Origin of the sequence: Thermococcus peptonophilus, assembly GCF_001592435.1 — an archaeon.
Classification (GTDB): domain Archaea; phylum Methanobacteriota_B; class Thermococci; order Thermococcales; family Thermococcaceae; genus Thermococcus; species Thermococcus peptonophilus.
In genome coordinates this window covers 925,856-952,526 of the sequence record NZ_CP014750.1, presented here as the reverse complement: position 1 = coordinate 952,526, position 26,671 = coordinate 925,856, and the positions used below count along the sequence as shown (strand labels likewise).

Sequence of the window (26,671 nt, the reverse complement as noted above, 5' to 3'; positions counted from 1 at the left end):
AAAAGCTTTATAGTCTTCTGAACTAAATAATCTGCATAGGTGTTGCAACATGGTCGCAGGGAGGATTGAAAGAGTTCCAACTGGTATCGACGGATTTGACCCCCTAATAGAGGGAGGTTTTGTTAAGTCAAAGTCATACCTCATCACTGGCCCTCCTGGAAGCGGGAAAACGACCTTCGGTGTCCAGTTTCTGGTTGATGGTGCCAAAAGGGGTGAGAAGGTAGCGTACATCTCCCTTGTCCAGGACCCAGAGGAGGTAATAAAGGACTACGAGCGCTTTGATCCCGCAGTCTGGAACTACGTTCAGAAGGGGAACCTGATACTGTACGACCTCGGGAAGGAGCTTTGGGGTTCGACTGCGAAGCCACCTCAGTGGAGCAGTGTCATGTTCAGGATAAAGGATCTTGTCCGGGAAAGCAGCATAACCCGCCTCGTGGTAGACCCTCTCACGGCTATAGACTTCCCGACATCTGACCCCGCAGAGAAAAGGGCCGAGCTCGCTACATTTCTCAGGGCAATGGGTGCCCTCGGAATAACCAGCCTCCTAATAGCAGAGCTGACTGAGCTGGACAGGTACAGCGAGGAGCACTACCTCGTCGACGGCGTCATAATGCTCCACTACTACCTTGAAGGCAACGATATGGCGAGGGCAATCCAGGTTCTCAAGATGCGCAGAACAAGGCATGAGACCAAGATGTACCGCCTGGAGTTCGGACCAAAGGGCCTCACTGTTAGGGGGCCAGTCGTATGAAGGAACTTCCAAAGGTGCCGCTCGACATCAAGAAGATTATTGCTGAGGAAGACCCCGTAAGGAAGGCCTACTTTCTGGGATACTTCATAGCGTATTACGGCCATACTGACTGGGTCGGTATATGGCGTGAGCTTAGAGACTCTATATTTGAGAGCGCTGAGGAGAGCGGCGTCTTAAGGGAGGCTATCGAGGCCTACAGGAGGGGCAAAAAGGAAGGAGCACGTGACAGGGAGCTGGCAATCGCCCGAGGGCTGTATAGACCACTTCCTACGGGGGATATTCAACATAAAGTGGAAGAGATACAGAAAATCAGCACTTTACCCCTCCAAACTAGAGTTCCCAAGATACTCAAGATTAGGCTGACAGGAGAACCGAAAATGCTCCTGCGCTCTGAGATTATCGGTCAAGTTAGAACGCTTAGACTGCCGAGGTTCCTTGGGAGACGTTAGGTGATTCTCTCAAACACTCTCTCGAAGTTTTTGAATGTTATCCCATCAACTTCCTTTTTACTGAACCTCTCGTGGAGAAGCTTTAACAGCTCCGGAATCTTTGACTCGTTCTCAAAACCTTCGACGCTCTTTCCGCCCCATTCTCTAAGGTAGTACACGAAGTCGAAGCCGAGGCCCACGTGCTCATGGCCTATGAGGTCGACCATATACGCTATGTGCTCAACGTACTTTTCAATCGTCGGCTTTTCCCTGTCCACGAAGGAGGGTATTGCAACGGCCCCAACAACGCCGTCCCTCTCCGCTATCGCCTTCAGCTGCTCGTCGGTCAGGTTTCTGGGGCTGTCGCAGAGCGCCCTGGCGTTTGAGTGGGATGCAATCACCGGGAATGAGGTAACGTCGAGCGTGTCCCAGAATCCAGCTTCGTTTATGTGGCTGAGGTCAACGACTACCCCCAGCTCTTCAGCCTTTCCGACAACTTCAACGCCGAACCTCGTCAGGCCACCGTTGGTTCTCTCAAAGACACCATCCCCAATTGCATTCCTGAGGCTCCAGGTTAGGGTCAAAACTCTAAGGCCGAGACGGTAGAAGACCTCTAGGAGCTCAATGCTCTCCCCTATCGGTTCCCCACCTTCGAGACCAAACCAGAGGGCGACCCTGCCCTCTTCGATCGTCTTCCGCATTTCCTCAACGTTCCGCACAAGCTCAAAGCTATCGCTTTCGTCGATGTCCTTGAGGAGGGAGTTCAACACTTCTAGTCCGTAGGTGGTCGCGTCCTTTCTCCGTTCGGACCGCGTCCAGATGGCCATAACTCTGGAAGTTATCATTCCACCAAAGAAGCGATCATAGTTTCTCTCAAGAACCCTCGTTGCTCCGCTCTTTCTCTCGTCGTAAACGAACGTCGGCAGGTCAGAATGTGCGTCGAATATCATCTGCTCACCCTATCTCGATAGCCTCGATGTCCCTTAAGGTTTGCGCCCTCAGTAATGGGTCGGAGATTGCGCCCGCTATTTTTCGGGCTGCTTCGAATTCCCCACGTTCCGAAAAGGCCAAAGCAATCTTCTGAAGCAGTTCATCCTTTTTCGTTTGGTCCGTAATAGGCCTGACAAAATAAAGGGCCTCTTTCAAATACCCGAGCTCTGTCAGGAGAAATGCGATTGAATATGCATTTGATGGAAGAACTTCAGCCTCTTTAATCCCATCTAGGGCCTGTTTTACTACGTCCTTGTACTCGGGGCTGTTCACCATTTTCATCCATAGAGCAACTTCAAGCTGACCGATGAGTCCTTTTACACCTTTAAACTTGCGTCTTATGAGGGCCAGGGCGTAGTGGTACCTACCCTCCAAAACGGCTCTCCTAATCTCGGGCAGTCCGACGTTTTCGAGCGTCTTTGCGAGCTCGATTTTCTTCTCAACTACTGCAGCTTTCTGGTTCACGCGCAGCTTGTCAAATATGTCAAACGCCACCTCGTAGAACTCCCTCGCCGTTGCGGAGGGAAGGTCATCGCCGGTTTTCTCAATAATCTCCGCGATCTTTATCAGCTCGTCAACCTTTGTCCTGTAGTCCACCTCAGCCTTTGCTATCAAATCGAAGGCTTCATCAAACAGTCCAAGTGCTCCATCGATGTCCCCAGTCATAGCTACGTTGTGGGCGATTTCAGCTACGACTTCTCCCTTTTCTAGCGGGTCTTCTATTCTCTCCGCTTCTTCTAATGCCATATCAAGGTATTCTTCCGCACCGTCCTCGTCTCCAAGCTGGAAGAGGGTAGCACCTATTATTGCATAGCCGAGGCTCTTGACGTAGCTGTCCTCCGAGTTCTCTGTTATGTACGCGGCATCCTCAATAACGTCCCACACCCAATCTCCAAGTCCTTTTTCCATCATAATGAGTGCAATTTTTGCGAGCGCCTCTATCTGCTCTACGGGATTGTAGAGCTCCGGAACTCGCTGGATAGCTTCGTCGAACTGTCCCCTCTCAGCAAGGGCAACTATGTCATCTATGCTCATCATGAGTATATTTTTGGTGCTCAATATTTATAAGGGTTCCTTGAAATTCAAAAACCTATGGCAACACTGACCCTTGCATTATACAATACTTATGACACAAAACGTCTGCACGAGGCCCATCTAAGGGCAATAGCCAGGGCTGCACCCATAGCGCATGCCTACGGCTTCCACCTAGCCCTTGTGGGCTTTCCCCTTGAGGGAAAACCTGTGGAAATAGCAGAAGAGGTCAGTGGACATACCACGATTGGGGACGGGGGAAAGTATCTCCTGGAACTGGCTAGGGCAAACAAGTTTCACCTACTCGAATTTCCCAAGAGGGGGTTTCCTCCCCAGTTTGGGATTCCAGTTGCAACAACTAGAAAACCCTGGCCGGAAAAGGAGATAAGCCCCCTTGAACTAGCGAGGGAAACACTCTCAGGCAGAAGCTTTCTCCTCATCATAGGGCTTGGAAGACACGGCCTACCAGAGGAAATCTTTAAGATTGCAAGGTACCACATGGATGTGACTGGAAAGAGAACGAGCCTCGAAACGTGCACCGCGATGGGCGCGATCGGCGCTAGAATAGCAACATACATGGAGGCGTTAAAATGGAAGAGTGGAAAAAAGACCTCGCATGGATCGTTTTAACCATTATCATAGTCGCGGGCATACACTCGGGCCTCAGATTCGCCCTCCATACCGATTCGCCTCTGGTCATAGTCGTCAGCGGCTCGATGGAGCCCGTCTTCTACCGTGGTGATGTTGTTCTTCTGAAGGGCGTCACCGACCCGTCGCAGGTGAAAGTCAACGACGTGATAGTCTACAAACGCCCGGGTTATCCCTACCCGATAATCCACCGCGTTAGATACATCTCTACCGTGAAACTCAACGGAAAAGAAGAGACATGCTTCGTCACGTGGGGGGACAACAACCCAGTCCCAGATCCACCATACCCGACTTCACAAGGTTCCCTTGAAGTCCGCATGCCCGACGGAATGATAGCTGGCTGCGTCCCGAGCTATGCCGTCGAGGCCAAGGCAGAGCTCGTGTTCCCGAAAATCGGGCTAATCCCGCTGTGGATTAGGGAGAGAATAGGGTTATGACTCCTTTGGGGATGATGTGAGGGTAGGTGGCTGAGTGATGATGACCTAATCGGCCCCTGACCCTACTTCTTTTCCATAACTATTCCAGTGACTATCAGAACGAGCCCCAGAATCGTTGAGAACGCTATTCTCTCTCCCACAATGAGGGATATAAAAAAGAGACTTAGGAACGGCACAAGGTAGGCTATACTGGAAGCGAATGCAATATCACCCTCAACCGCCCTATACCAGAGCAGGAAAGTGATCCCCATCTCAAAAAGCCCAACGTAAACCGCACCCACTAGGCCTTCCAGCGGCGGGAGCTGAAATTCTCCGCTCACCAGGACCAGCGTTGAAACGTAGGCAAACCCGAAGAGAAAGTTCCAGAACATCTTCTCAACGAGGGGCCTCTCGTCGCGGAGGTTCAGGAGCCAGTAGGAAGCCCAGATAACGGCACTCCCAAGGCCGAGTGCAACCCCCAGCGGGTCAGAGAAAGTCAGGGACGTCAGCTCACCCTTTGTCGCGATAACTAGCGCCCCCGCGAATCCAACGAGGAGACCGAGCACTGTTCTCGGTTCAGGCCTCCTTCCGAGGAGCGGGATGGAGAGCAGGACGAGCATTAAAGGCCACGTGTAGTTGAGGGCCTGAGCTTCCTGGGCGGGCAGTCTGTCGTAGGCCGAAAAAAGGACGAGGTAGTAGAGGAACGGGTTTATAAGCCCAAGATACGCCGAACGGAGATTCCTCCGGTCGAGAGAAAACTCCCGGGAATGGAGAAGTCCGAAAACCAGAAGGGAAGTCAACGACGCATAAAACAGTAGCTGAAGTGGTGTAAGATATCTAAGCGACAGCTTGAAGGCAGAGGCAACCGTTGACCAGAGGAGAACAGCGAGGACTGCATGTTTCTTTGACATCGGAAAAAAGAATAGAAAGGAACTTAAAAAGCTCACTCCTCCCTGAAGGCGCCGTACTTCTTGGGGTCGTAGAAGGGCGGAGCGACTGTGACCGCCTTCTTGGGCTTGCCCCTTATCTCGACCTCGATTTCAACGCCTGGAACCGCGTACTCTGGCTTGACGAAGGCTATTCCGATGCCTATGCCGAGGAGAGGTGAGAGTGTTCCGCTGGTGACCTCGCCGATGGGCTCACCATCCTTGTAGACCCTGTAGCCTTCCCTCGGGACGCCTTTGTCAACCATCTTGAAGTGCACCATCTTGCTCGGCAGTCCGCGCTCCTTCTGCTTGAGGAGTGCCTCCTTTCCTATGAACTCCTTGTCCCAGAAGATTGCAAACTCAAGGTTGGCCTGGAGCGGCGTGACTTCGTCTATGTCAGTGCTGAGGAGCTGCTTCTCTTTTGTCTCGTTTCCGTACAGGGTGTATCCTGCCTCAAGCCTGAGGGTATCACGAGCGCCGAGTCCAGCAGGCTTTATGCCGTACTTCTCTCCAGCCTCAAGGATGGTCTTCCAGACGTGGAGGGCCTTCTCTGGCTCGCCCCTCTTGCTCGGGTCGGGGTGGTACGGGTTGGCGTCCTCAAAGTAGACCTCAAAGCCGTTCTCTCCCGTGTAGCCACTCCTCGAAAGGAGCATCTTTATGCCGTCGAGCTCAACCTCCTTGGCCTGGAACCACCAGAGGTCGTTGATGTCTATGCCGAATAGCTCCTTGGCGAGGTCCCTTGCCTTCGGCCCCTGGATCGAGAACATGACCATGTCGTAGGTCTTGTTCTCTATCTCGAGGTCTATGTCACCGAACTTTTCAATTCCGCGCTTGATGGCGTTGAACCAGGCGTCGAGCTTTTCGAAGGCATCTGAATCACAGACCATCATGTACTCGTTGTTCCCAAGGTTAAAGACCAGGGTCTCATCCTTTACCGCTCCCCTCTCATTGAGGACGAGCGTGTAGGTTCCGCTTATGGCTGGGGGCTTGCTTATGTCGTTGGTTGTGACATACTGGAGGAACTCCAGAGCGCCCTTACCGCGGAAGATGAACTCGCCCATGTGGGAAACATCAAAGATGCCAACGCCGTTCCTAACGGCGAGGTGTTCCTCCTTTATGCTGGAGTACCAGATGGGCATCTCCCAGCCGGCGAATTCCTCAACCTTCTTGGCGTGCTCCTTATGCCAGTCGAATATGTGAACTCTCTTGACCATTGCAATCACCGATAAAACTCCGACCTGAGCGTTATAATCCTTTCCAATGCATGGACAAATCTAATAAGCATTAAGGTACAAAAATATACTGGGGTGACCAGAATGTTTGAGAAGATTTTGTATCCGACCGACTTCTCGGATATATCCCTTCATGCCCTTCACAACTGCCTCCCCGACCTGTTTGAGCTTGGCGCAAAGGAGCTCTACCTGCTCCACGTCATAGACATAACGGTCGCAGAACTCCAGGCCTTTGAGCTTGAGGAGATTTACAAAAACAAGCTCGAAGAGCTTGCAAAAACTCTCAGGGAAACGGGGATTGACGTCAAGACTTCCGTGAGGATTGGCATTCCTTCCCTCGAAATAGCGGAGGAAGCGGAGAGCATAGGCGCTGACCTCATCATCAGTCCGAGTGTGGGCGAGAACGTCTGGAGGCAGATGTTCCTGGGAAGCACGGCTTCGAACCTCGTCAGAGCCACGAAGAGGCCAGTGCTCCTTCTCAAGTACTCGAAAAAAGACGACTCCTTTGAGCTTCCCGTGAAGTGCTCAGAACTTTTCCAGAGGCCGCTTGTTGCTCTGGACTTCTCAGAGTGCTCCGAAAAAATCACGAATGCCGTTGAGAAGTTCAGGGAGCAAATTGAAAAGGGGATCCTGCTCCACTCGGTTGACTACGGAAAAATAGACGAGCTGGAGAAGAACATAGATGCCGCGAAAAAGCGCCTGGATGAGGTTGCGGAGAAACTCGGAGTGGAGTTCGAAAAGGAAGTTATGGTTGGAACGGCCAGTCAGGCCATAATAGGAACTGCCCTAGCTAAAAAAGCAACGCTCATAGTCATAGGCAAGAAGGGCAGGAGCATAATCAAGGAGCTCATACTCGGCTCCACAGCGGAAAGGGTCATAAGGGACTCAAAACTCCCGGTGCTCCTCGTTCCGTGTGAATGAGACCTCAGACTGGAACGGCTTCCACATCAACTTCGGTAGCTACCCTGTTGCCATCATCGGTCGGGTTTAACTTTTTTCAGTCCTTTATAAACCTACTCCCGCTTGCTCTCCCCTGTCATCACGGCGCTGGCTATCATATGGGCCAGCCTTAGGGGTTCGGGTATGAGCCCTGTCCTCGTTGTGACCTTAATCACCTCAGCTGCCGTTTTCTCGTCCAAACCAACAGTTTGGAAATAAAGCTTATCCGGCACAAGTTCAACAAGAGGGGGAGCCTTTCTGAGCAGGGCTATCCTCTCCTCTGCATCCGGGAAGTGCTTTCTCAGGGCATCTTCCATTGCCAGGATATCTGGTTTCTTCCTAACGACCACCACCACGGGAAGACCAGTCTCATTGTGGAGCCTCTCAAGGTCAACGATGTTGAACCCGGCGTAGGTTATCCCTTTGAGAAGGATGACCCTCAAGTCCTTGAACCGTGATGAGTTCACGGCGTCTATCAGAGCGTCCGTAACGTCTCTCCCATCAACCGTTATCCAGCGGGCGAGAACACCAACGACCTCAACGGAACCCTTCATCACGACTCCAATCAGTATTGTCTTTTCATGTTTCAGCTTTGAAGAAAATGAGAAGGTGCCATCGTCGAATCCAACCACCCTGATCTGGGGCTTAACCTTGCGGATCATCCGAAGAGCACCCTCGCCATCCACTCCGAGTATTCCCTGTTGAGCTTGTCGAGGTCAATTCTGGCTATCATCGGGACATCGTAGGGGTGGAGCTCCTTTATCGTCTCCCTCAGCTCCTTCCACTTGCTAACTTCGGTCTTGTAGATGACGCCGACTTCTTTCCCTTCCTCGATCTTGCCCTCCCACCAGTACATAGCCTCGTGCTCCCTGAGGTTTGCGCAGACTATCAGCTTCCTTTCTAAGAGTTCCCTGGTGACCTTTCTGGCGCTCTCCCAGTCTGGAAACGTCGTGTAAACGATGATAGCTTCCATACGACCACCCAAGGATAAATATCGGGCAAAGCTTAAATCCCTTGCGGGAGATTTTAGAACGGGATGTGTGATGAAGCGGGTAAGGGCGCACCTTAGAATATACGGAAGGGTTCAGGGTGTGGGCTTTCGCTGGAGCATGAGTAGGGAAGCCCGAAAGCTTGGAGTCCACGGATGGGTCAGAAACCTGCCGGATGGGACAGTGGAAGCCGTTATCGAGGGCGAGCCAGAAAGGGTGGAGGCTTTAATAGGATGGGCCCACCAGGGGCCGCCGCTGGCTAGGGTCACTAAGGTTGAGATAAAATGGGAAGAACCTGAGGGGCTAGAGGGCTTTAAGGTCGTCGGATGATGTTTTCAAGCAATACCCTCTTCGGGCAGTACTTAACCTCACAGTAGTTGCAGACGAACTTCTCCTTATCCTTTTCAGGTGTGTGGAGTATAAGCCTCTTAAAGCCTCTGATGTTCTTTATTTTGCCAAATGTCTCTGTTGAGAGCGTTCCATCGATGACTATGTAAATCTTGCTGGTTTCTTCTCTGAGGTTTCTCCCAAAGACCTCCATGATGGAGGTATTATCTTCAGCGAGCAACCTGAGCACGTCCGAAAACGCCATCTGATACTGATCCTTCTCAACGTCTATCTCCAGAACCTCCCAGCCCATAAGGGGGGCAACATCTATCAGGCTCGGGAGTGGGTTCAGCCTTTCGAACACGAGCTTTAGCGGGTAAGTCTTCTCTATGTACTCTATCGTATGGTATATTATCTTCCTGTTTACGCCTATGGCCCTGGCAAGCTCGCTTATCGGCACCTCAACGTTCTTTATGTAGATTTTACCGTTCTTAACGCTCAGCCCGTTCTCGAACAGGAACTCCGCGACCTTTCTCCTCGCGGGATAGTTCTTAAAGTAGGCCTCAAGTATGAGCATCATCTTTGTCCACCTCTTACTCATATATGGGTAGGAATGGATATTTAAATCTTTTCCCCAAGTGTTATAACCCCCCAGTGCAATCAATCATTTTGGTGGTGAAAGTGAAGCTGGACGTCATCGGCATCGGCAACCTGAACTACGACATAATATTCACGCTGGAACGCTTTCCAGAGTTCCACGAGAAGATCAGCGCCAAAGGTGCCCACTTTGGACTGGGCGGCGCGGCCGCCAACACGATAAGCTGGCTCGCCCACTTCGGACTTAAAACGGGCTACATAGGGGCGGTGGGAAACGACGACGTTGGAGAGATGCACATCAAATACTTCCGGAGCATCGGGGTTGATACAGGTGGGATAGACGTAGTTGAAGAGCCATCGGGCGTTGCCGTGGCGATGGTTGCAGGGGACGACAAGAGGATAGTCAAATACCCCGGGGCAAATCTCAGGAGGAGGTTCAAGCCCGAATACGCATCGAGGGCCAAGTTCCTCCACCTCTCATCCAACCCGCCGGAGCTTATAGAGGAAGCCGTCAATTTCGCGAGCCAGAAGGGGATAAGGGTCTCCCTGGATATAGGTGAAGCACCGCTCCCGCGTGAGCTTGAGAACAAGGTGGACTACCTGATGATGAACGAGGACGAGTACAGGCGCAAGTACGGGAGCCTTGACCTGAGCCTGTGCAGGGCCAAGAACCTCGTGGTCACTCTGAACGGTGGTGGTGCTCTCGTCAGGGAGGGGAATAACGTCTTCGAGGTTAGGGGTCTGAGTGCGAGGGTAGTTGACTCGACGGGTGCCGGGGATTCCTTCGATGCTGGTGTTATCTACGGCGTCCTCAACGGCTGGTCTCTCCTCGACTCCGCTAAGCTCGGGATGCTGCTCGCATACCTTACCGTCCAGAAGGTTGGAGCGAGGAGCGCTATAGTCCCGCTCGATGATGTAAAAAGGATGGCAAAGGAAGTCGGCCTGGATCTGCCATTCAATAGGACTTGAGGCCGACAATCCTCGCCTGCTTTTCACTCCATTTATAGACGAGATACCCCAGAACGGAATACAGAATGGATATCACGGCAAGGTACCAAAGTTCGCCCGTGCTTGAGCCGTAGCCGTACACCACGACTTTTCTCAGGGCCTCCGTTGTCGGCGCATAGGGGAGGGCCTTCGCCAGAGCTTGGAGGGCCCTGGGAAGAATCGAAAGGGGATACATCGCACCGCTGAGGGCAAAGACGAGCATTTCCAGGATGCTTATGAAGGGCCCTGGGTCTCGGAGGTAGAGCACGATACCTGCGGCCACCATACCGAGCCCGACCATCCCCAGACTTCCGAGGAGCAGAACAGGGAGGGCTTTAAGGACTGCCAGGAGGTTAATCCCTAGCCCAAAGAGCAGCTTGAAGAAGGGGAGGTAGATCGCCATGTAAAGGAGCGAGAGGAATAGCCTGACCAGGACGTTGCCGAGGAAGAACGTTATCCTCCTCATCGGGGCGGCGAATGAGTACTCCAGTGTTCCCGTGTACAGCTCATCAACGACGCTCCACACAAAACCGCTGAGAAAAGTCAGACCAAAGCTGAGAATCAACAGACCGAGAACGGCGAATGCCACGTAGTCAGAATACCCTGTGAGCCTCTGGAGGGCCTCGGAGTTCCTCTTTCCAGTAAGTCCAAGCCCTATGAGGAGGGCCTGTCCAACGAAGAGGAAGCCCATCCCTATGTCGCTGATGAACCAGACCTTGTAGCTGAGGAACACCTTCCAGCTCTTCACCGCGACGCCCCAGAGCGCCCTGAGTTCAGTAGCCTCCATACCCTATCACCCTGGTCAGTTTCTCTGCCCACCTGAACAGGAGATAACCAATCAGCCAGTACAGTGGGACAAGAATGACCAGCCACCCAATAGAGCTGGAGGCCTGTGAATAGCCGCCCCCAGAGAATATGGTTCTGACCGTTGAGATTGCGTGCGTAAGGGGTATAATCTCTGCAAAACTCCGCACCCAGTTCGGCATGAGGGTGAGCGGGAAGAAGACTCCGGAGAAGAACAGCATTCCAAACTCAAAGAGCTGGGCGAACGGGCCTATATTTTTCAAAAGCATTACGAGGCCCGCAAAGAGGAACCCAAAACCAAGAAATGTCAGAAGGGAGAGGAAAATCACCGGGAGGGATTTGAGGATAATCACAGCGCTGAGAGGGATTTTAAACAGAAAGACACCAATGAGAAAAACGATGATCATGAGTATTGAATCCATGAGCATCCAGCTGAGGGCCAGGCCGAGGAGAATAACCGTCAGGCTCGAAGGGGAAAGGACGTTCGTCTCGAACGTACCTCTTTGGAGTTCCCTCCGAACTCCCCATACGTAGGCCTCTATGGGTGATGAGGAGACCCACCAGAGGGTATAGCCGATGAGCGCGTACGTTGGGTAATCCCCAAGCCCTGTTGAGGCCTCCAGAAGCGCCGAGTACCTTCCGCCGAGAACGGCCTGCCCAAAGTAAACGAACTGGAGGAGAAAGACTATGCCGACGAGAACAGAGCTTATAACCCTCAACGGATAGCGGAAGAACATCCTGAACTCCTTTTCGATCACCGCCGCTATCAATCCCTCAGCCCCCTTCCGGTCAGCTTTATGAAAACATCCTCAAGCGTAGGTTCCTTTCTCTCGACGGAGACCACTTTAACCTGATTTTTGACGAGCCACTCAACCAGCTTTGGAAGGTCTTCCTCGTCAACGCTCCCCCTAAGCACCGTTCTCTCTCCAGTACTCTGGACGACCGCAAGTTTCCAGGGGGATTTTTCGAGAAGTGCTGGATTGAATTCCCTCACCGCGATTTCAACGGTTTCCTCGTCTTTCACGAGCTTTTTCAGGCCCTCGGGAGTGTTAAGCGCTATGATCCTTCCGTGGTCTATGATGGCTATCCTGTCGCAGAGCTCCTCGGCCTCGACCATGTAGTGAGTGGTCAGGAGCACGGTCTTTCCCTCTTTCTTTACGAGCCCCTTCACAAAGTCCCTGACAAAGAGAGCGCTCTGAACATCAAGACCAAGTGTGGGCTCGTCGAGGAAAAGCACCTCGGGGTCGTTTATCAGGGCCTTCGCTATTGCAAGCCTCTGCTTCATACCGCGTGAATAACCCATCACGAGGTCGTTCCGTCTCTCCCAGAGTCCGACCAGCTTCAGAAGCTCTTCAATTCTCTCCTCCATCTCGGATTTCGGGACGTAATAAATCCTCGCAAAGTACTTGAGGTTCTCATAGGCGGAGAGCCTCCAGTAGAGCGTCCTCTCGCCCTCGGCCACAAGGTTTATCCTCTTCCGAATTTCCCTAGCATCTCTTATGAGGTCGAGTCCAAGTATTTTGGCGCTCCCACCGCTCGGTTCGAGGAGCGTCGTCAGCATTTTTATTGTGGTCGTTTTTCCCGCACCGTTTGGGCCGAGCAACCCGAAGAGCTCTCCCCTCTTGACCTCGAAGCTTATACCCTTAACTGCCTCGACCCACTCAACCTTTCGGAAGGGGAGGGGAATCCTCTTGGGGTAGCTCTTTCTGAGGTTGTTAACTTCGACGGCCTTCATATCTCTACCCGACTAAACTCAATTCGATGTCTAAAAAAGTTGCTTTCATAACTTTTAAATAGGCAGATACAAGACTCATTAAGAGCGAAATGGAAAACCCTTAAAAGAGCATCGTCTTAATGATATGGTAGCAGAAGGGGCTTAGGCTGGAGGTGAGTCCTTTGGAAGTCGTAATCGACAACTTCAAGCCAAAGATTACCCGTCCTTTCAAAAGGAAAAACGAGTACTGGGTCAAGCTCATCACCGAGGATGGAGATTACATCATGAAGTTTAAAAGCCCCCTGGAGGCTGAAGATGCCATCTATGGAATGCTCGATGACCTTCAAGTTTACGGGGGTAAGGTCAAGCTGAAGCTCCGGGAGGGCAATGTGATAGAGAAGATAGAAGTTCTCGAGCTCTACAAGCCCTCTGCCAAGGAGCTTCTAGACGAATACTTTAATGATTAATGCTCTCTTTTGTTCATTATGGTTTCTATGGGGACGGGAAAGGTATATATATCATTGAACCCTATTTTTCTATTGGAGTTTACCCGTTAAGGCGATTGTATCTACCGGGATAATCTGTATGTGAATAAAATCAAACACCGGGAGGCTGCTGTCAGTGGCAAAGCGCAAAAACAAGGAGCTCCTCGAGATCGCACAGGAGATAGGTGGAGACGAAGCCGTTGAGGTAGTCAAGGCCCTCGAAAAAATGAAAGAAGCCACGGATGAAGAGCTGGCTGAGGCAACCGGTATAAGGGTGAACACGGTAAGAAGAATACTCTACATGCTCAACGATGAGGGACTGGCTGACTTCAAGAGAATCAGAGACCCAGAAACTGGATGGTATTACTACTACTGGCGTCTTGAGACTAAAAAGCTCCCAGAGATAATCCGTTCCAGAAAAATGGCAGAACTTAAGAAGCTCAAGGAAATGCTGGAAGAGGAAACCAGCGAGATATACTACTGGTGCGGCACGGAAGGACATCCAAAGCTCACCTTTGATGAGGCAATGGAGTACGAGTTCCAGTGCCCGATCTGCGGCAGGATGCTCATGCAGTACGACAACACACATATCGTAGAAGAACTTAAAAGACGAATTGAGGAGCTTGAGATCGAGCTGGGCCTCAAGAAGAAGCCCAGAAAGACCTCAAAGAAAAAGAAGTCAAAGTCTGGGTGAATGGTCTCTTAATGAACTTCGGGGATGGTGAAGATGCAGGAAGTTGTTATTCTGGAAAAGGTTTATGGGGATAGAAGTGGATTTGAAAAGCTTAACAAAAAGCTCCGCTCGCTTCTCGGCGAGCTTGACGTTGAGTGGAAGCTCTCGGCTGTTAAGAAGAACTGGGTGAAGGTAACTCTCTCAGGGGAAGACGAGGAAATAAGCGCCAACCTCGTCAGGGAAGAGTTCGGCGAAGTCCCCTACAGCCTGAAGAACGTCAGGGAAGGCCAGAGCTATCGCGGGCGCTTCATCGACCTTGGAAAGGTCGGCTACGGGGCCTACGTGGACATAGGAGTGTTTAGGCCGGCTCCAAAGGACGCCCTGCTGCCTCTTTACTACCTCAAAAAGACGTTCGGAGACATCCCTGTCAGGGGGATGATACGCAGGTTTGGATGGGTTGACAACCTTCCAGTGGAAGTGGAAGTCACGAGGGTCGAGTTTGGGGCCAGGGAAGTCGAGCTGTCCTTCACAGAGTGGCAGTTGAAGCTCATCAAGTCATGGATAAGCGACGGATTTGATAAGCTCTTTGTTGTTGGGACCATCAGCGAAAAAGTCGAGGAAGCCCTCATAAAGACGGGTCACGGAAGGGACGTCAAGAGACTGGAAGAACTCGGCCTCATGGAGACCCTTCTGGTTCTGAAGAAGGGCACTCAGGCGCCTGGGATTATAAAGGCCATCGGGCCGTACCTACCAGGAGCCGTCTTCGGCGCTATCAAATTTGAAGAGAGGCCTTGATCAATCTGACGGCAAGTACGGACAGAGAGTACAGAGAATACGGGATAAGCTCGGGTTTAAATGGTGCTAGGAGCAATAGCATCGCAGTGGTAATTCCAACGAACACCGTTGGGCCCTTCTTTCTAATTTTGGTCTCATTCCTCTTGACAACCATTCTAGTCCCTGGATATATTAAAACCGCCAGTTGAAGCAGTCCTTCCCGCACTAGATTAGTCAGGACCTTAATGTGAAATGTACTAGGATACCACGGCAACAGCCAGGCCTTTCCAAGGGTATAGTATATCCAGAGAGCCCCAATTGATGACAGCAGCAGGTAAGAGACGTTTCTGCTGGCCCTTCCGGGGAACACTACAACAAAGACCAGGGGCAAAAGGGCCAGATAGGGATTGAAAGTCATTCCAAGCACCGTAAACAGGCCCATAACAAGCACCGAAGCGACTCCAGAAGAAGACGGGGCAAAGTTAGAACTGCACACAATGGCCACCACGACTGCAAATGCCAACAAACCCAAGATATCGTTTGAAGTCAGAAGCCATTCTCTAAACAGGGGAGCCGAGATTGCTAAAAAGAATGCCACAATCCCCAGACTGCGTTCCCTCCTGTGGGCAGTGTAGGCGGTTACGCCCAGAAGGGTAAAGATCAAAAGCCACCTCACGGCCCAAAACAGCCTCTCATCAGGGGGGAGAATCTTTAGGGCGTTGGAGATTACCACGATCGACACGCCACTGATCGGAGCGTCGTTCAGACGTGCTAGGGAAAGATAAAGTGTTTTCGAAATCAGGGCTGCGGGGATCGGTTCAAGCAAAGCCCACTCTCCCAGAAGAAGAGCTCCCATCAAGAACATGCTTCCAGCATAGCTCCCGTCCCGTTTTAGAATGGCCATCATGATAATAACATAGGCAATGACGCCCAGGATAGTGGTCGCAATTTTTGCAGTGTCCGTTTTTATTCCTACAAAAGGCTCATATGTTAAGTAGAGGTTCTCGGGACTTCCGGTAATTAGAACAGTATCGTTCAGCACAATGATGGCAGGCCTCAGAGAAGTAGAAGGATCAAGGCCAGTTCGATTCCAGATTCCAGCCATCAGGTCGTTTGTATAGACGTTCCCGATGAGAACGAGGGTATCGTTCCCGCGCGCCTTTACCATCGAGAGCTTTTCATCGATGTATATTGCCCACCCTTTTGACCAGGGGTCGTTGCCCGGAACAACTCGATACGTTAGATTTGAATCAAGGAACTTCATAAACGCTTCTTTATCAGGATAATAACTAACCCTTGCAGCTGAAACGGAGCCCGCCAGCATTAGAAGTAGAAACAGAGCAGGAAGAGCTTTCTTCATCTGCCTCCCGCAATTGGTACGAAAAAGATGTTAAAAAGTTAATGCAGCCTGGTCCAGCGCGGCCCCATCGCTTCGGCTCCCGCCGGCCTGAGCCGCGCTGAGAAATGTTGAAATGTAAAACTTAAAGGGTTTACTCTTCAGCTTCTTCGCTGGCCTTCTTGCTTTTCATTTCCTCGAGCTTCTTTACAAGCTTCTCCGCCAGCTCCATGAACGCCTTTGCCGCTATGGTGTCCCCATAGAGGACTATCGGAATTCCCGCGTCGCTGGCCTCTCTGGCCTTGAGGTCTATTGGTATCTCACCGAGGAACTCAACACCCTCCTTCTCGGCGAGCTTCCTTCCGCCACCCCTGCCAAAGAGGTCTATCTCATTGCCGCAGTGCGGGCAGATGAGGTAGCTCATGTTCTCGACGACCGCTATGTAGGGAACTTCCATTTTCTTCATCATGTTAACGGCCTTTCCAGTGTCGAGAAGGGCAACCTCTTGTGGGGTTGTGACTATTATAGCAGCGTCCAGCTGGAGCGTCTGGGTAACAGTCAGGATTTCGTCACCGGTTCCTGGCGGGAAGTCGATTATCATGAAGTCCAGCTCGCCCCATTTGGTGTCCCCAAGGAGCTGTTTTATGGCCTTGGTCACTAGAGCACCGCGCCATATGACCGGCTGATCCTCTGGAACGAGAAAGCCCATGCTCATGACTTTGATCGGAGTAACCTGACCCATAAAGTCTGCAGTTGGTGGAAGCATCTCAAACCTTCCATCTTCCATCCTTTCCGCAAGGACATCGGCCTTGTCAACACCGAGCATCTTGGCGACGTTCGGTCCGTGTATGTCGGCATCAAGGATTCCAACGAAGTAGCCCTTCTTTGCGAGGGCGGCAGCGAGGTTGACAGCAACCGTGCTCTTACCAACGCCGCCCTTACCGCTCAGGACGGCTATTTTATACTTCCACTTCTTCTGCTTTTCCTGAATCCTCTGGGCAAGGGGGTCTACACCAAGACCCCCAACGTTAAGGGTCGGAGCTTTGATCGTCATCTGCAACACCTCCGACTTAGGTTTTCCTAAGGGCTTAAAAGGTTTGTCCAGAAATTTGACAGTATTACCCACATTTGAGCAATTAAAGGGGGACAACAACTGGAATGCCGCGCACCTCTCCAATCTCGACGTCCGTTCCATAAACCTCTCTGAACAAAGCAGGCCTCAGGATGTCACGACCGCCATCCGCAACGACCCTTCCATTGAATATAAACACGAACCTCTCTGCAAAGCGGAGTGCGAGGTTGATCTCGTGCATGACCATGATAACGGTTTTGCCCTCAGAAGAGAGCTCGCGCGCAAGCTTCATGACCTCAAGCTGGCTTCTGATGTCGAGGTTGTTCGTTGGCTCGTCGAACATGAATATCTCCGGCTCCTGTGCCAGAGCGCGAGCTATGCCGACTTTCTGCAGTTCGCCTCCACTCAACTCCCTAGTGCTCCTTAGGGCAAGATGTTCTATCCCCAGCTTTTTCAGTGAGTTTTTAACGGCATCTATATCCCTCTTTGAGGGCCTCAATCCCATGTAGGGTCTTCTACCAAGCAGAACGGTATCGAACACGGTCATAAAACCCGGCTCAGTCCTCTGCGGGACATAGGCTATAAGCCTCGCTAGTTCATTCCTAGAGTACTTCTCAATTGGCCGTCCTGAGATATAAACCCCATTGCACCTGAGAATTCCGGAGAGGCACTTCAATAGGGTGCTCTTCCCGGCGCCGTTCGGGCCGAGTATCGCGACAAACTCCCCATCTTCAATCTTCAGGTTGATGTCCTTCAGGACTTTAGTGCCGTTGTAGGAGTAGTGAAGGTTTCTGGCCTCAACAGCGGTCATCTTCGTCCCTCCATCCTCACGAGGAGGTATATGAAGGCCGGAGCTCCAAGGAATGATGTCACTATCCCAACGGGGAGTACAGTGGGGGCGAGTACAAGCCTCGCAACGGTGTCGGCCGTGACGAGCAGTAGAGCACCTGCGAGGGCCGAGAGTGGTATCAGAAACCTGTAGTCTCCTCCCGCTATGAGCCGGATAAGATGTGGAGCTATCAAGCCAACAAACCCTATAACCCCAACGAAGGCCACACTGACAGCCGTTATCAGGGCGGCGAGGAAAGTTGACACAAGGCGAACCCTTTCGACTTCCACACCAACGCTTTTGGCCACTTCCTCTCCAACCGCGGAAGCGTTCAAATCCCACCTTTTCACGACGAAGTAAACAAACACGGGCACAAAGACCAAGAGCAGTATAACGTCCTCCCGCCAGGTTGCCCTTCCAAGGTCGCCGAAGCTCCAGTAGACCATCGCCGCTAGCTGGAGTTCATCCGCAAAGTACTGGATGAAGGTCGTTAGTGCCACGAAGAGGGAGCTCATGGCCACTCCAGCGAGGATTATTGCCTCTGGGGAAAGTCCCTTGAGCTTCGCCAGTAAGAGAATCACACCCACAGCAACCATGGCGCCAGCGAACGCGAACAGGACAACCGCATACGGGTTGTCGAGCGAGATTCTACCGGTGCTCTCTGCATAGCCGGCACCGAGGATTATAGCGAGAGATGCACCGAACATAGCCCCGTGGGAGACTCCCATAGTGAACGGACTCGCCAGGGGGTTTCTCAGGAACCCCTGCATTACCGCGCCGGAGACGGCGAGGGAAGCACCAACGAGAAGGGCGGCAACTATACGCGGCAGGCGAACCTTCCAGACTATGAGGTAGGCGTTTCCACCCTCCCTTCCAAAGAGCGTGTTTATGACGTCCATGGTGGACAGTGAATACGAACCGTGGGAGAGGGCGTATAAGCTAACCAGGACTGTAAGAATAAGTAAAAGAAAGCCGATGAGGAACTTTCTGGTGATGTAGCCCTCGTAGTCCATTGACATCACGGTGAAGTTGGGAGTGAGTACTTAACGGTTCCGTTCTCGAAGTCTATCTTTCCGAAGCCGCCGAACTGTTCCTTGAGGGTTTCATAGACCGGTTTTCCCACGAGGAAAGTGTAGATTTCATCCGCTTTCTTTACAGGGTCGACGTCGCTGAAGCGCTCCGGGTAGAGGACCTTTCCAACGTAGTACGCGTCCGCCATGGCCGTTCCGAGGTTGGTGTTGTAGAAGTTGAATGGGAGCAGTCCGTACACCCTGCCCTCTTTTAGGGCGCTCAGTGCCCTGTAGAAGTCCGGGTTCTTCCTGTAATCGTCGAGGATTATTTTTAAACCACCTTCGTCGATGAAGAGGTAGTCCGGGTCTTCCTTGAGGAGCCACTCCTTGTCAATGGTCTTCCATCCGGGGCCGAGGGAAGAGGCTATGTTGGTGAGGTTCAGCACTTCAAAGGGGGCGTAGTCACCGTAGGTGCTCTCTATTCCGTGGGCGCCCTTGTAACCTATCCCACCTACGTAAACCCTTGGGCTCTTCTCACCCTTCACCCTCTTCTGCAGGTCTTCCTGGACGGAGTTTAAGAAGTCAACGAGTTCCTTTGCCCGCTTTTCCCTGTGGAGTATCTTACCTGCCAGCTGAATGGATTCTATGAGCTTGGGGTCGTTGAAACCTTTCATTCCTCCCCTCGCACCGTAGCTTAGGACAACGACCGGAATCCCGGTCTTCTCCTGAATCTCATCGGCCTGCTCCCTGCTTATGAAGACCGCTATTATCACGTCCGGGGAGACGTTGGTGAGTGCTTCCAGGTTGGGAAGCTTTCCGGGTCCTCCTGGACCTATGCTTGGGAGGTTCTTCAGCTCTGGGTGTGCGATGATGTAAGGTCTTCCGTAGGAATACTTCTTCTCGAAGTCTTCGACTCCCACAACCATATCGCTCGCGTTGAGGTAGACGATGAGCCTAAGAGCTCCTGGACCGATGGCAACGACCTTCTGGACATTCACAGGAACTTGAACGGTTCTGCCCAGGGAGTCTGTTACGGTTATGTACTGCTGTGAGGCTTTCTCTGTCCCATTTGAGGACGAAGTACCCACGCAACCGCCTGCAAGAACTACGAACAGCACCAGAAGAACTGCAGCCAGCCTCCTCATTTCAAACCCTCCATTCAAGTTTGGTTATGCCCCTGCCAACAACGGCAGGGATTTTCTCCCCCGCACAGCGGAGGCAGTAGGGTTTTCCATCTATGTAAACGGCCCTCGTTTCCATGACGAGTTCCCCACACCCGGAACAGCGCACACTGTCAAATATCGGTGCCTGTTCTATCGGAGGAACTCTCACACGCTCGATCTTGAACTCACTCCTCGGGAGATAAAGCATTTTAAGGGCAGCCTCCTTCCAGAGTTCCCACAGACGTTTCCGTTCCTCCGGAGTCCCTTTTCTCTCCCTTACGACCTTGTTGAAGAGTTCTTTGGCGCCAGGAGGATAGTATTTGGTAAGTCTCTCAGCATCAGCGTAGACTCTAACCCCCTCCCACGTCGAGCGCTTCACGAGCGTTAAAGCCGTCTTTCCGAGGTCGAGATAGATCAACGAGTTGTTCCCAAGAGTGCACCCAGTAGTAACCTGAACACCGTCGGTAAAGCAGCTGTTTGTCTCGACTATTGCAAGGATTGACTCATCGACGCTTCCAGAGTGGTCAAGCCTGCCAACGCCGAGTTCCTTCATCGCTACCAGCGACGCCCTTATGCCAAGCGCAAGGTAAGGGCAGACGTGTCCGTGGAACTCTCTGGCATATTTGAGTATCCCTTCCGCGTCTCCCTCCCCAACAAGGCGGTTGAGGTCGAGCATTGTATCACCAAACTCAAATTTAGTAACACCCTTTTTAACAATTTCCCAAGAGTAGTGTTATGAACAAAAAGTTGAAAACCATGTTCAGAAGCCTTTGGGAGAATTTTGCGTTTTCACACCCTTAAAGTGTCTGGAAAAGAGATGAAAAACGAAAGATGTGAAGATAACGTCACTCCTCCGGCTTCGGGAGGGTGACGTCAACACCGAGGACCTTCCACATGGCCTTGATCTGCTCGCGCATCTCGTCGATTGCTTCGGGCCTCTTGAAGAGGTGCTTGAACCTGCCCTGGAGCTTGAGGTACTCCTCGATGGGCTTCTTGAACTCGATTGCTACGATTCTGCCGCCCTCGCGGGTGACCTTTGCTCCCCCTCCAGGCGGCTGTATCTTGATGTTGAAGAAGTCGCCGTTCTCGATCTCGAAGAGCGGCCAGACGCCTGTCTCTATGGCAAGGCGGGCTATCTCGACACCCTTCTCGAGCGGGCTCTTCCATCCGGTCGGGCAGGTGCAGTGAACCTGCACGAAGGCCGGGCCATCGACCTTTGCCGCCTTCTTCATCTTCCTCACGAAGTCGAAGGGGTTGCCTATGCTCGCGGTAGCGACGTACGGAACCTGGTGGGCTGCAGCTATGAGTGCGACCCACTTCTTGGGCTTGTCCTCACCGATTGAGTACTTTCCGGGTGGTGAGGTGGTGGTCCAGGCTCCATAGGGGGTGGAACTTGACCTCTGGATTCCGGTGTTCATGTAGGCCTCGTTGTCGTACATGAGATAGACGACGTTGTGCCTCCTCTCGAGCATTCCCGAGAGAGCCTGGAGACCTATGTCGGCAGTACCACCGTCTCCACCGATGGCAAGTATCTTACCCTTCCTGCCGAGCTTCTTCCAAGCGGCCTCAACACCGCTGGCAGCGGCCGCGGCGTTCTCGAAAGCCACGTGCACCCAGGGAACCTTCCAGGCGGTGTACGGGAAGACAGCCGAAACGACCTCCATACATCCGGTGGCCTGGGCTATGGCGAAGGCGTTCGGATCGCCGTACTTCTCCTCCATGGCCTCGCTGAAGGCCTTGGTGGCGAGCTTGAGGGCGGTGGCACAGCCACAGCCGGCACAGGCTGCATGTCCGGGTGCCCAGTACTCGCGAGTGGTAATCGGGGGTTTCCTAACGGCCATTTTCCTCACCTCACAGTATCTCCTTCCTCAGGCCAACCCAGTTGACCTCATCAAACTCCTCACCGTTGAGGGCCTTCTGGGCTATGGCCAACGCCTCGTCTAGGTTCTTGAATGTGACGTCCCTGCCACCGAGGCCGAGGATGAAGTCGACTATCTTGGGCCTCTCGTCGAGGTTAACCAGTGCCCTGCTGAAGTCTTGGAAGAGTGCCCCACCGACGCTGAAGGTGACGTTCTTCTCAAGGAGCGCGAGAACCTTGGCCTTCTTGGCAAGTTCCCTAACTTCCTCGGTCGGGAACGGGCGGTAAACGGTGAGCTTCGCAGCGCCGACCTTCAGACCCTTCTCCCTGAGGTGGTCAACGTACTCCTTGACGGTTCCTGCGAGTGAGCCCATGGTGACGAAGATTATGTCGGCATCGTCGGTCCTGTACTCCTCGACCTTCTGGTACTTCCTACCGAACTTCTTCTCGAACTCGGTAAAGGCCTCGTCGATGACCTTCTTGGCGTTCTCGTTGGCCTCCCAGACGGTGTACCTAGCCTCCATGTAGTGGGCAGGGAAGGCAAGGGTGCCCTGCGTTATCGGTCTGGCAGGATCAAGGTAGGCGTGCTTCGGCTCGTACTCGCCGAGGAACTCGTCGACGACCTCCTGGTCGGGAATCTCAACCGGCTCAACCGTGTGGGTGAGGATGAACGCGTCGAAGCCGACCATCGCCGGGAGGAGAACCCTTTCGTCCTCGGCTACCTTGAAGGCGATGAGTATGAGGTCAAGGGCCTCCTGGTTGTTCTCGGCGTAGAACTGGAGCCACCCAGTATCGCGCTCGCTTATGCTGTCCTGCCAGTCGTTCCAGATGTTGATCGGGGCACTGAGTGAACGGTTTCCAACGGCGATGACTATCGGAAGGCGCATTCCAGCGGCGATGAAAAGGACCTCGTGCATCAGGGCGAGACCCTGGGAAGCGGTTGCTGTGAAAGTCCTAACGCCTGCTGCCGAAGCACCGACACAGGCGGAGATAGCGGAGTGCTCGCTCTCGACCTTGATGAACTCGGCATCGAGCTCTCCGTTGGCTACAAACTCACTAATCTTCTCCGGAACGAGGGTCGACGGTGTAATCGGGAAGGCCGCGATAACCTTGGGCTTGGCCAGCTTGGCCGCCCAGGCGGCGGCTTCGTTAGCTTTCATAACGGTCCTTATCGGCATCTTTCACCACCTCACTTGACTTCCCTAACCATAACTATTGCATCAACCGGACACTCGTTGGCACAGATTCCACAGCCCTTACAGTAGTCGTAGTCAAAGACCGGGTAGCTCTCCTCATCCAGATAGATTGCCGGCTCAGGGCAGTAGATGTAGCAGAGGAAGCATCTCGTACACTTGTCACGGTTGAACTCCGGCATGAAAACTCTCCAAGAGCCGGTCTTGTTGATTACGCTGCTCCCCGGAATGGTCGCAACTGCTCCGGGCGTCATCTTTTCGCTGTACTCCTTCTGAACCCTCTCAATATCGGCCTTAAACGGGCTCTCAGCCATATGTATCACCTCGAGTGAGTTATCATGTTGACTTTAAACTTTTTTCCAAAAGGAAAACGAAAGCTCAGCCGAAGACCTCGGCGAGCTTCTTGAGCTTCTCCCACTCGCGGAGCACCCACTCCTGAAGGATTTGGATGTCCTCTCTGGTCATGTACTTGAACCTACCCTGGAGCTTGAGGAACTCCTCGATTGGCTTCGGCTCCTTTTTCGGGTTGGGCATGTTAATCTTGTACTTGCCCTCTTTATACTCGAAGAGCGGGAAGTATGCTGTCTGAACGGCAAGTCTGGCTATCTCGATGCTCTTGTCGGTGGGTGAGCGCCAGCCGGTCGGGCACGGAGCGAAGAGCTGGATGAAGCTCGGGCCTGGAGTCTTCTGAGCTGTCTTGAGCTTTCTTATGAAGTCCTCCGGATAGGCGACGCTTGCAGTTGCCGCGTAGGGGATCTCGTGGGCTATGACGATGTCTATGACCTTCTTCTTGTGCCTCTTCTCAAGGAAGTGCCTCTTTCCTCCCGGGGTGTTCGTCGTCCAGGCACCGTAGGGAGTTGAACTCGACCTCTGGATTCCGGTATTCATGTAGGCCTCGTTGTCGTACATGATGTAGAGGGCGTCGTGGCCTCTCTCAAGGAAGCCCGAAAGAGCCTGAAGACCTATGTCGGCGGTTCCACCGTCGCCGGCCCAGCCGACGATCATGACGCCGTCTTCGCCCTTGACCTTTATCCCCCTGGCCTTCAAAGCGGCCTCGATGCCGCCTAGGACGGCACCGGTCGTCTCAAAGGCCGTCTGGAACAGATTGGCACCGAGGGTGTTGTAGGGCCAGGCGCCGGCTATAATTGTTGAACAGCAGGCGGGGATTGCAAATATCGTCTTCCTGCCGTAGGCCTTGAGGACGTACCTCAGCCCGAGTGCAGCCCCACAGCCCTGGCAGGCCGTGTGACCAGCATAGAAGTGCTCCTCCGCCGGGAGCGTGAGCTTTTTCTTAACCTGCTCGGGAATCTCCATCTTTCTCACCTCTTAAGGTGGTACCAGTCCACCTCTACGTCAAGCTCGCCCTTCTCTATGACCGCCTTCATGTTCTCGGCTATCTTCCTGACGTCGTTCACCGTGAAGTCCCTGCCGCCAAGGCCGACGATGTAGTTCTTCATGAGCGGCTTTGCGTCGGTGTTGTAGAGAGCACCCTTGGCCTCTGTGAAGAGTATGCCCTCCATGCCGAAGGAGTAGTTTCTGTCAAGGACTGCTATACCGTCAACGTTCTTTGCAAGCTCGTAGAGCTCCTCCTTCGGGAACGGCCTGAACCAGCGCACTTTAGCGGCGCCGACCTTGTAGCCCTCCTGCCTGAGGATGTCAACTGCTTCCTTGACGGTGCCCATTAGCGAACCCATGCCCATGAAGACGAAGTCAGCATCGTCAGTCCTATAGGTCTCTATCATCTGGCTGTAGTCCCTTCCAAAGCGCTCGCCGAATTCCCTACCTACTTCCTTGATGACCTTTTTGGCCTCTTCCATGGACTTTTGTATCTTGTAGCGGAACTCGTAGTAATCGGCTGGAGTCGCAAGAGAACCTACTGAGAACGGCTCTCTCTCGAAGTCCGCCAAGTCGTAGAGGGGCTTCCTCGGTGGAAGGAACTCATCAACGAGCTCCTGCGGGATCATCTCAATGACGTCGTAGGTGTGGCTCAGGATGAAGGCGCTCTCGACGATCATGGCGGGGAGATTTACTGTCTCGGCAACCTTGAAGGCCATAAGGACGCCGTCGTAAACCTCCTGGTTGTTCTCGGCGTAGAACTGCATCCATCCAGTGTCTCTCTGTGCAAGTGAATCGGTCTGATCGTCCCAAACGCTCCACGGCGGGGCCATTGCCCTGTTAACGTCCACCATGACTATCGGCAACCTGGCACCGCTCGCCCAGTGGAGCATCTCGTGCATAAGCGCAAGGCCTTGGGCCGAGGTAGCGGTGAAGGCCCTTGCTCCAGCAGCCGAGGCGCCGATACAGGCAGCCATAGCAGAGTGCTCGCTCTCGACGGGGACGTACTGGATGTCGGCCTCTCCGTTGGCTATGAACTCGGCTATCTTCTCGATGATGCTTGTCTGCGGAGTGATCGGGTAAGCGGCAACGACCTGGACTCTCGCGTGCAGAGCGGCATAGGCAGCCGCGTAGTTTCCGCTCACGACCTTTCTGATCGGCTTGTACTCCATCTCCACCACCTCACTTCTCCTCCTTCTCCATCGTTATGGCCTTGGTCGGGCATTCGTTGGCACAGATTCCACAGCCCTTACAGTAATCGTAGTCGATTGCCACGTAGCCGTCGGGCTTGATGTATATCGCTGGCTCGGGACAGAACTTCCAGCAGATGTAGCACTTGACGCACTTGTCTTCATTAACCACCGGGATGAAAGTCCTCCAGTCACCGGTGAAGTTGCTGAGAGTGGTTCCAAGGCTTATCGGCGCCTCGGGGTACTGGTCGACGGAGGTAAGGACTATCTTCTTTGCCTCCGCCTTTTTCTCCCCAAACAGCGTGTTCAAACTCCTCCCCTCCTCCTAAGGTTAAGGAAAGCAAAGGAAAATCAGAGCTCGTAAACGACTGTCTTGTTGAAAGCCTCTTCGGCTGCCTTGGCGTTCTTCTCGCCGAGAGCTCCTGAGAAGGTCTCCTTAATGGCCTCCTGGACGCTCTCAAGCTTGACGAGACCGGTGGCCTTGGCGACGGCACCAAGGATGGCCGTGTTGGTAATCGGGAGGCCGAGTATCTCAAGGGCTATGCCGGTAGCGTCAACGAGGGCCAGCTTGCCCGGCTTCTTCTTGAGCTTCTCAAGGACTTCGTCTTTGCTCTTCTCAGTGTTGACTATGACTATTCCGCCGTCCTTGAGGCCGGCGGTGACGTCAACGGTGTCAAGAAGGCTCGGGTCGAGGACGACAACGACGTCAGGCTCGTAGATCTGGGTCTTTATCCTGATCGGCTTGTCATCAATCCTGGTGAAGGCCGTAACCGGCGCTCCACGCCTTTCAACGCCGAAGAACGGGAAGGCTTGGACGTACTTGCCCTCCTTAAAGGCTGCTGCCGCTAGAATGTTGGCTGCCGTAACTGCACCCTGTCCACCCCTACCATGAAAACGAATCTCGATCATCCTTCCTGCCTCCTTAAGGGTTTTCACTTTGGGTTAGTCCGAAACATTTATTTAGGTTTCGGTA

At 52.9% G+C, this 26,671-nt stretch carries 33 protein-coding genes; 10 read left to right on the top strand and 23 right to left on the bottom strand.

What is annotated here, in order from left to right:
- Nucleotides 1-49: 49 nt before the first annotated feature.
- Together A0127_RS05155 and A0127_RS05150 are read left to right on the top strand one after the other, a co-directional pair.
- The gene (locus tag A0127_RS05155) at nt 50-751 is read left to right on the top strand and encodes an RAD55 family ATPase (RefSeq protein WP_062388809.1); all 702 of its coding nucleotides are present in this window, start codon (nt 50-52) and stop codon (nt 749-751) included.
- On the top strand, nt 748-1,200 hold the full coding sequence (locus tag A0127_RS05150) for a hypothetical protein (protein ID WP_062388805.1): 453 nt from the start codon (nt 748-750) through the stop codon (nt 1,198-1,200). The genes A0127_RS05155 and A0127_RS05150 overlap by 4 nt, the downstream gene beginning before the upstream one ends.
- Here the strand turns inward: A0127_RS05150 and A0127_RS05145 are convergent.
- Both A0127_RS05145 and A0127_RS05140 read right to left on the bottom strand, forming a co-directional pair.
- Nucleotides 1,197-2,129, bottom strand: coding sequence for a dipeptidase (locus A0127_RS05145; RefSeq protein WP_062388802.1), 933 nt, complete (start codon nt 2,127-2,129; stop codon nt 1,197-1,199). The two genes, A0127_RS05150 and A0127_RS05145, sit on opposite strands and share 4 nt — an antisense overlap.
- A 4-nt stretch (nt 2,130-2,133) precedes the next feature.
- Nucleotides 2,134-3,207 (bottom strand): hypothetical protein, encoded by a 1,074-nt coding sequence (locus A0127_RS05140; RefSeq protein WP_156471154.1) that lies wholly within the window; start codon nt 3,205-3,207, stop codon nt 2,134-2,136.
- 54 nt (nt 3,208-3,261) lie between these two features.
- Between A0127_RS05140 and A0127_RS05135 the strand changes: the two genes are divergently transcribed.
- Both A0127_RS05135 and A0127_RS05130 read left to right on the top strand, forming a co-directional pair.
- Nucleotides 3,262-3,831: a DUF531 family protein gene (locus tag A0127_RS05135; RefSeq protein WP_062388796.1), complete on the top strand. Its 570-nt coding sequence runs from the start codon at nt 3,262-3,264 to the stop codon at nt 3,829-3,831.
- On the top strand, nt 3,792-4,286 hold the full coding sequence (locus A0127_RS05130; protein WP_062388793.1) for a signal peptidase I: 495 nt from the start codon (nt 3,792-3,794) through the stop codon (nt 4,284-4,286). The genes A0127_RS05135 and A0127_RS05130 overlap by 40 nt, the downstream gene beginning before the upstream one ends.
- Before the next feature lie 62 nt (nt 4,287-4,348).
- On the opposite strand, the gene A0127_RS05125 is transcribed toward A0127_RS05130, so the two are convergent.
- Nucleotides 4,349-5,176 carry a DMT family transporter gene (locus A0127_RS05125; RefSeq protein WP_062388790.1) on the bottom strand — a complete coding sequence of 276 codons (828 nt, stop codon included), beginning with the start codon at nt 5,174-5,176 and terminating at the stop codon, nt 4,349-4,351.
- A 32-nt stretch (nt 5,177-5,208) separates the two neighbouring features.
- Nucleotides 5,209-6,405 carry a glycine cleavage system aminomethyltransferase GcvT gene (gcvT, locus tag A0127_RS05120; protein ID WP_062388787.1) on the bottom strand — a complete coding sequence of 399 codons (1,197 nt, stop codon included), beginning with the start codon at nt 6,403-6,405 and terminating at the stop codon, nt 5,209-5,211.
- 102 nt (nt 6,406-6,507) lie between these two features.
- Between gcvT and A0127_RS05115 the strand changes: the two genes are divergently transcribed.
- A complete protein-coding gene (locus A0127_RS05115) occupies nt 6,508-7,344 on the top strand; it encodes a universal stress protein (RefSeq protein ID WP_062388784.1) in 837 nt (278 codons plus the stop codon).
- A gap of 92 nt (nt 7,345-7,436) precedes the next feature.
- On the opposite strand, the gene A0127_RS05110 is transcribed toward A0127_RS05115, so the two are convergent.
- Nucleotides 7,437-8,024 (bottom strand): endonuclease dU, encoded by a 588-nt coding sequence (locus A0127_RS05110; RefSeq protein ID WP_062388782.1) that lies wholly within the window; start codon nt 8,022-8,024, stop codon nt 7,437-7,439.
- Nucleotides 8,021-8,335 (bottom strand): divalent-cation tolerance protein CutA, encoded by a 315-nt coding sequence (gene cutA, locus A0127_RS05105; RefSeq protein WP_062388779.1) that lies wholly within the window; start codon nt 8,333-8,335, stop codon nt 8,021-8,023. Before cutA ends, A0127_RS05110 begins: the two co-directional genes overlap by 4 nt.
- A gap of 70 nt (nt 8,336-8,405) precedes the next feature.
- Between cutA and A0127_RS05100 the strand changes: the two genes are divergently transcribed.
- Nucleotides 8,406-8,681, top strand: coding sequence for an acylphosphatase (locus tag A0127_RS05100; protein WP_062388776.1), 276 nt, complete (start codon nt 8,406-8,408; stop codon nt 8,679-8,681).
- Here A0127_RS05100 and A0127_RS05095 read toward each other — a convergent pair.
- The gene (locus A0127_RS05095) at nt 8,665-9,258 is read right to left on the bottom strand and encodes a hypothetical protein (RefSeq protein WP_062388774.1); all 594 of its coding nucleotides are present in this window, start codon (nt 9,256-9,258) and stop codon (nt 8,665-8,667) included. The two genes, A0127_RS05100 and A0127_RS05095, sit on opposite strands and share 17 nt — an antisense overlap.
- Nucleotides 9,259-9,359: 101 nt before the next feature.
- Between A0127_RS05095 and A0127_RS05090 the strand changes: the two genes are divergently transcribed.
- Nucleotides 9,360-10,244, top strand: a complete 885-nt coding sequence (locus A0127_RS05090) for an ADP-dependent ribose-1-phosphate kinase (RefSeq protein WP_062388771.1) — start codon at nt 9,360-9,362, stop codon at nt 10,242-10,244.
- On the opposite strand, the gene A0127_RS05085 is transcribed toward A0127_RS05090, so the two are convergent.
- The 3 genes from A0127_RS05085 to A0127_RS05075 are packed head-to-tail and all read right to left on the bottom strand — an operon-like array spanning nt 10,231 to nt 12,801.
- Entirely contained in the window at nt 10,231-11,049 is an 819-nt protein-coding gene (locus A0127_RS05085) for an ABC transporter permease (protein WP_062388768.1), read from the bottom strand. The two genes, A0127_RS05090 and A0127_RS05085, sit on opposite strands and share 14 nt — an antisense overlap.
- Nucleotides 11,036-11,836, bottom strand: coding sequence for an ABC transporter permease (locus A0127_RS05080; protein WP_269451003.1), 801 nt, complete (start codon nt 11,834-11,836; stop codon nt 11,036-11,038). The genes A0127_RS05085 and A0127_RS05080 overlap by 14 nt, the downstream gene beginning before the upstream one ends.
- Nucleotides 11,833-12,801 (bottom strand): ATP-binding cassette domain-containing protein, encoded by a 969-nt coding sequence (locus tag A0127_RS05075; RefSeq protein ID WP_062388764.1) that lies wholly within the window; start codon nt 12,799-12,801, stop codon nt 11,833-11,835. The genes A0127_RS05080 and A0127_RS05075 overlap by 4 nt, the downstream gene beginning before the upstream one ends.
- 161 nt (nt 12,802-12,962) lie before the next feature.
- Here A0127_RS05075 and A0127_RS05070 point away from each other — a divergent pair, with 161 nt between their 5' ends.
- From A0127_RS05070 to A0127_RS05060, 3 genes are all read left to right on the top strand, one after another.
- Nucleotides 12,963-13,247, top strand: coding sequence for a hypothetical protein (locus A0127_RS05070; protein ID WP_062388762.1), 285 nt, complete (start codon nt 12,963-12,965; stop codon nt 13,245-13,247).
- Between the two features lie 154 nt (nt 13,248-13,401).
- Nucleotides 13,402-13,959 carry a transcription factor E gene (gene tfe / locus A0127_RS05065; RefSeq protein ID WP_054840803.1) on the top strand — a complete coding sequence of 186 codons (558 nt, stop codon included), beginning with the start codon at nt 13,402-13,404 and terminating at the stop codon, nt 13,957-13,959.
- Nucleotides 13,960-13,992: 33 nt separating this feature from the next.
- On the top strand, nt 13,993-14,733 hold the full coding sequence (locus A0127_RS05060) for a DUF2110 family protein (RefSeq protein ID WP_062388759.1): 741 nt from the start codon (nt 13,993-13,995) through the stop codon (nt 14,731-14,733).
- Here A0127_RS05060 and A0127_RS05055 read toward each other — a convergent pair.
- The 13 genes from A0127_RS05055 to A0127_RS04995 all read right to left on the bottom strand — a co-directional run bounded on the left by A0127_RS05055 (nt 14,711) and on the right by A0127_RS04995 (nt 26,607).
- Nucleotides 14,711-16,072, bottom strand: coding sequence for a hypothetical protein (locus A0127_RS05055; RefSeq protein WP_062388755.1), 1,362 nt, complete (start codon nt 16,070-16,072; stop codon nt 14,711-14,713). The genes A0127_RS05060 and A0127_RS05055 overlap by 23 nt on opposite strands.
- 130 nt (nt 16,073-16,202) lie before the next feature.
- Complete coding sequence (locus tag A0127_RS05050) at nt 16,203-17,102, bottom strand: Mrp/NBP35 family ATP-binding protein (protein ID WP_062388752.1); 900 nt, start codon at nt 17,100-17,102, stop codon at nt 16,203-16,205.
- Nucleotides 17,103-17,184: 82 nt separating this feature from the next.
- Nucleotides 17,185-17,931, bottom strand: coding sequence for an ABC transporter ATP-binding protein (locus tag A0127_RS05045; RefSeq protein ID WP_062388748.1), 747 nt, complete (start codon nt 17,929-17,931; stop codon nt 17,185-17,187).
- Nucleotides 17,928-18,962, bottom strand: coding sequence for a FecCD family ABC transporter permease (locus A0127_RS05040; RefSeq protein ID WP_062388746.1), 1,035 nt, complete (start codon nt 18,960-18,962; stop codon nt 17,928-17,930). The genes A0127_RS05045 and A0127_RS05040 overlap by 4 nt, the downstream gene beginning before the upstream one ends.
- 5 nt (nt 18,963-18,967) lie before the next feature.
- Nucleotides 18,968-20,104: an iron ABC transporter substrate-binding protein gene (locus tag A0127_RS05035; RefSeq protein WP_062388741.1), complete on the bottom strand. Its 1,137-nt coding sequence runs from the start codon at nt 20,102-20,104 to the stop codon at nt 18,968-18,970.
- 1 nt (nt 20,105) lies between these two features.
- Nucleotides 20,106-20,798 (bottom strand): FmdE family protein, encoded by a 693-nt coding sequence (locus tag A0127_RS05030; RefSeq protein WP_062388738.1) that lies wholly within the window; start codon nt 20,796-20,798, stop codon nt 20,106-20,108.
- A 169-nt stretch (nt 20,799-20,967) separates the two neighbouring features.
- Nucleotides 20,968-21,963, bottom strand: a complete 996-nt coding sequence (gene porB / locus A0127_RS05025) for a pyruvate synthase subunit PorB (RefSeq protein WP_062388735.1) — start codon at nt 21,961-21,963, stop codon at nt 20,968-20,970.
- Between the two features lie 10 nt (nt 21,964-21,973).
- Complete coding sequence (porA, locus tag A0127_RS05020; RefSeq protein WP_062388732.1) at nt 21,974-23,158, bottom strand: pyruvate synthase subunit PorA; 1,185 nt, start codon at nt 23,156-23,158, stop codon at nt 21,974-21,976.
- A gap of 11 nt (nt 23,159-23,169) precedes the next feature.
- Nucleotides 23,170-23,487: a pyruvate synthase subunit PorD gene (gene porD, locus A0127_RS05015; protein ID WP_054840810.1), complete on the bottom strand. Its 318-nt coding sequence runs from the start codon at nt 23,485-23,487 to the stop codon at nt 23,170-23,172.
- 64 nt (nt 23,488-23,551) lie between these two features.
- On the bottom strand, nt 23,552-24,487 hold the full coding sequence (locus A0127_RS05010) for a 3-methyl-2-oxobutanoate dehydrogenase subunit beta (RefSeq protein WP_062388729.1): 936 nt from the start codon (nt 24,485-24,487) through the stop codon (nt 23,552-23,554).
- A 5-nt stretch (nt 24,488-24,492) separates the two neighbouring features.
- Nucleotides 24,493-25,680, bottom strand: coding sequence for a pyruvate ferredoxin oxidoreductase (gene porA, locus A0127_RS05005; protein WP_062388725.1), 1,188 nt, complete (start codon nt 25,678-25,680; stop codon nt 24,493-24,495).
- Nucleotides 25,681-25,690: 10 nt separating this feature from the next.
- On the bottom strand, nt 25,691-26,008 hold the full coding sequence (locus A0127_RS05000; protein ID WP_011250929.1) for a 3-methyl-2-oxobutanoate dehydrogenase subunit delta: 318 nt from the start codon (nt 26,006-26,008) through the stop codon (nt 25,691-25,693).
- Between the two features lie 41 nt (nt 26,009-26,049).
- Nucleotides 26,050-26,607 (bottom strand): pyruvate/ketoisovalerate ferredoxin oxidoreductase subunit gamma, encoded by a 558-nt coding sequence (locus A0127_RS04995; RefSeq protein ID WP_062388721.1) that lies wholly within the window; start codon nt 26,605-26,607, stop codon nt 26,050-26,052.
- Nucleotides 26,608-26,671: the final 64 nt, after the last annotated feature.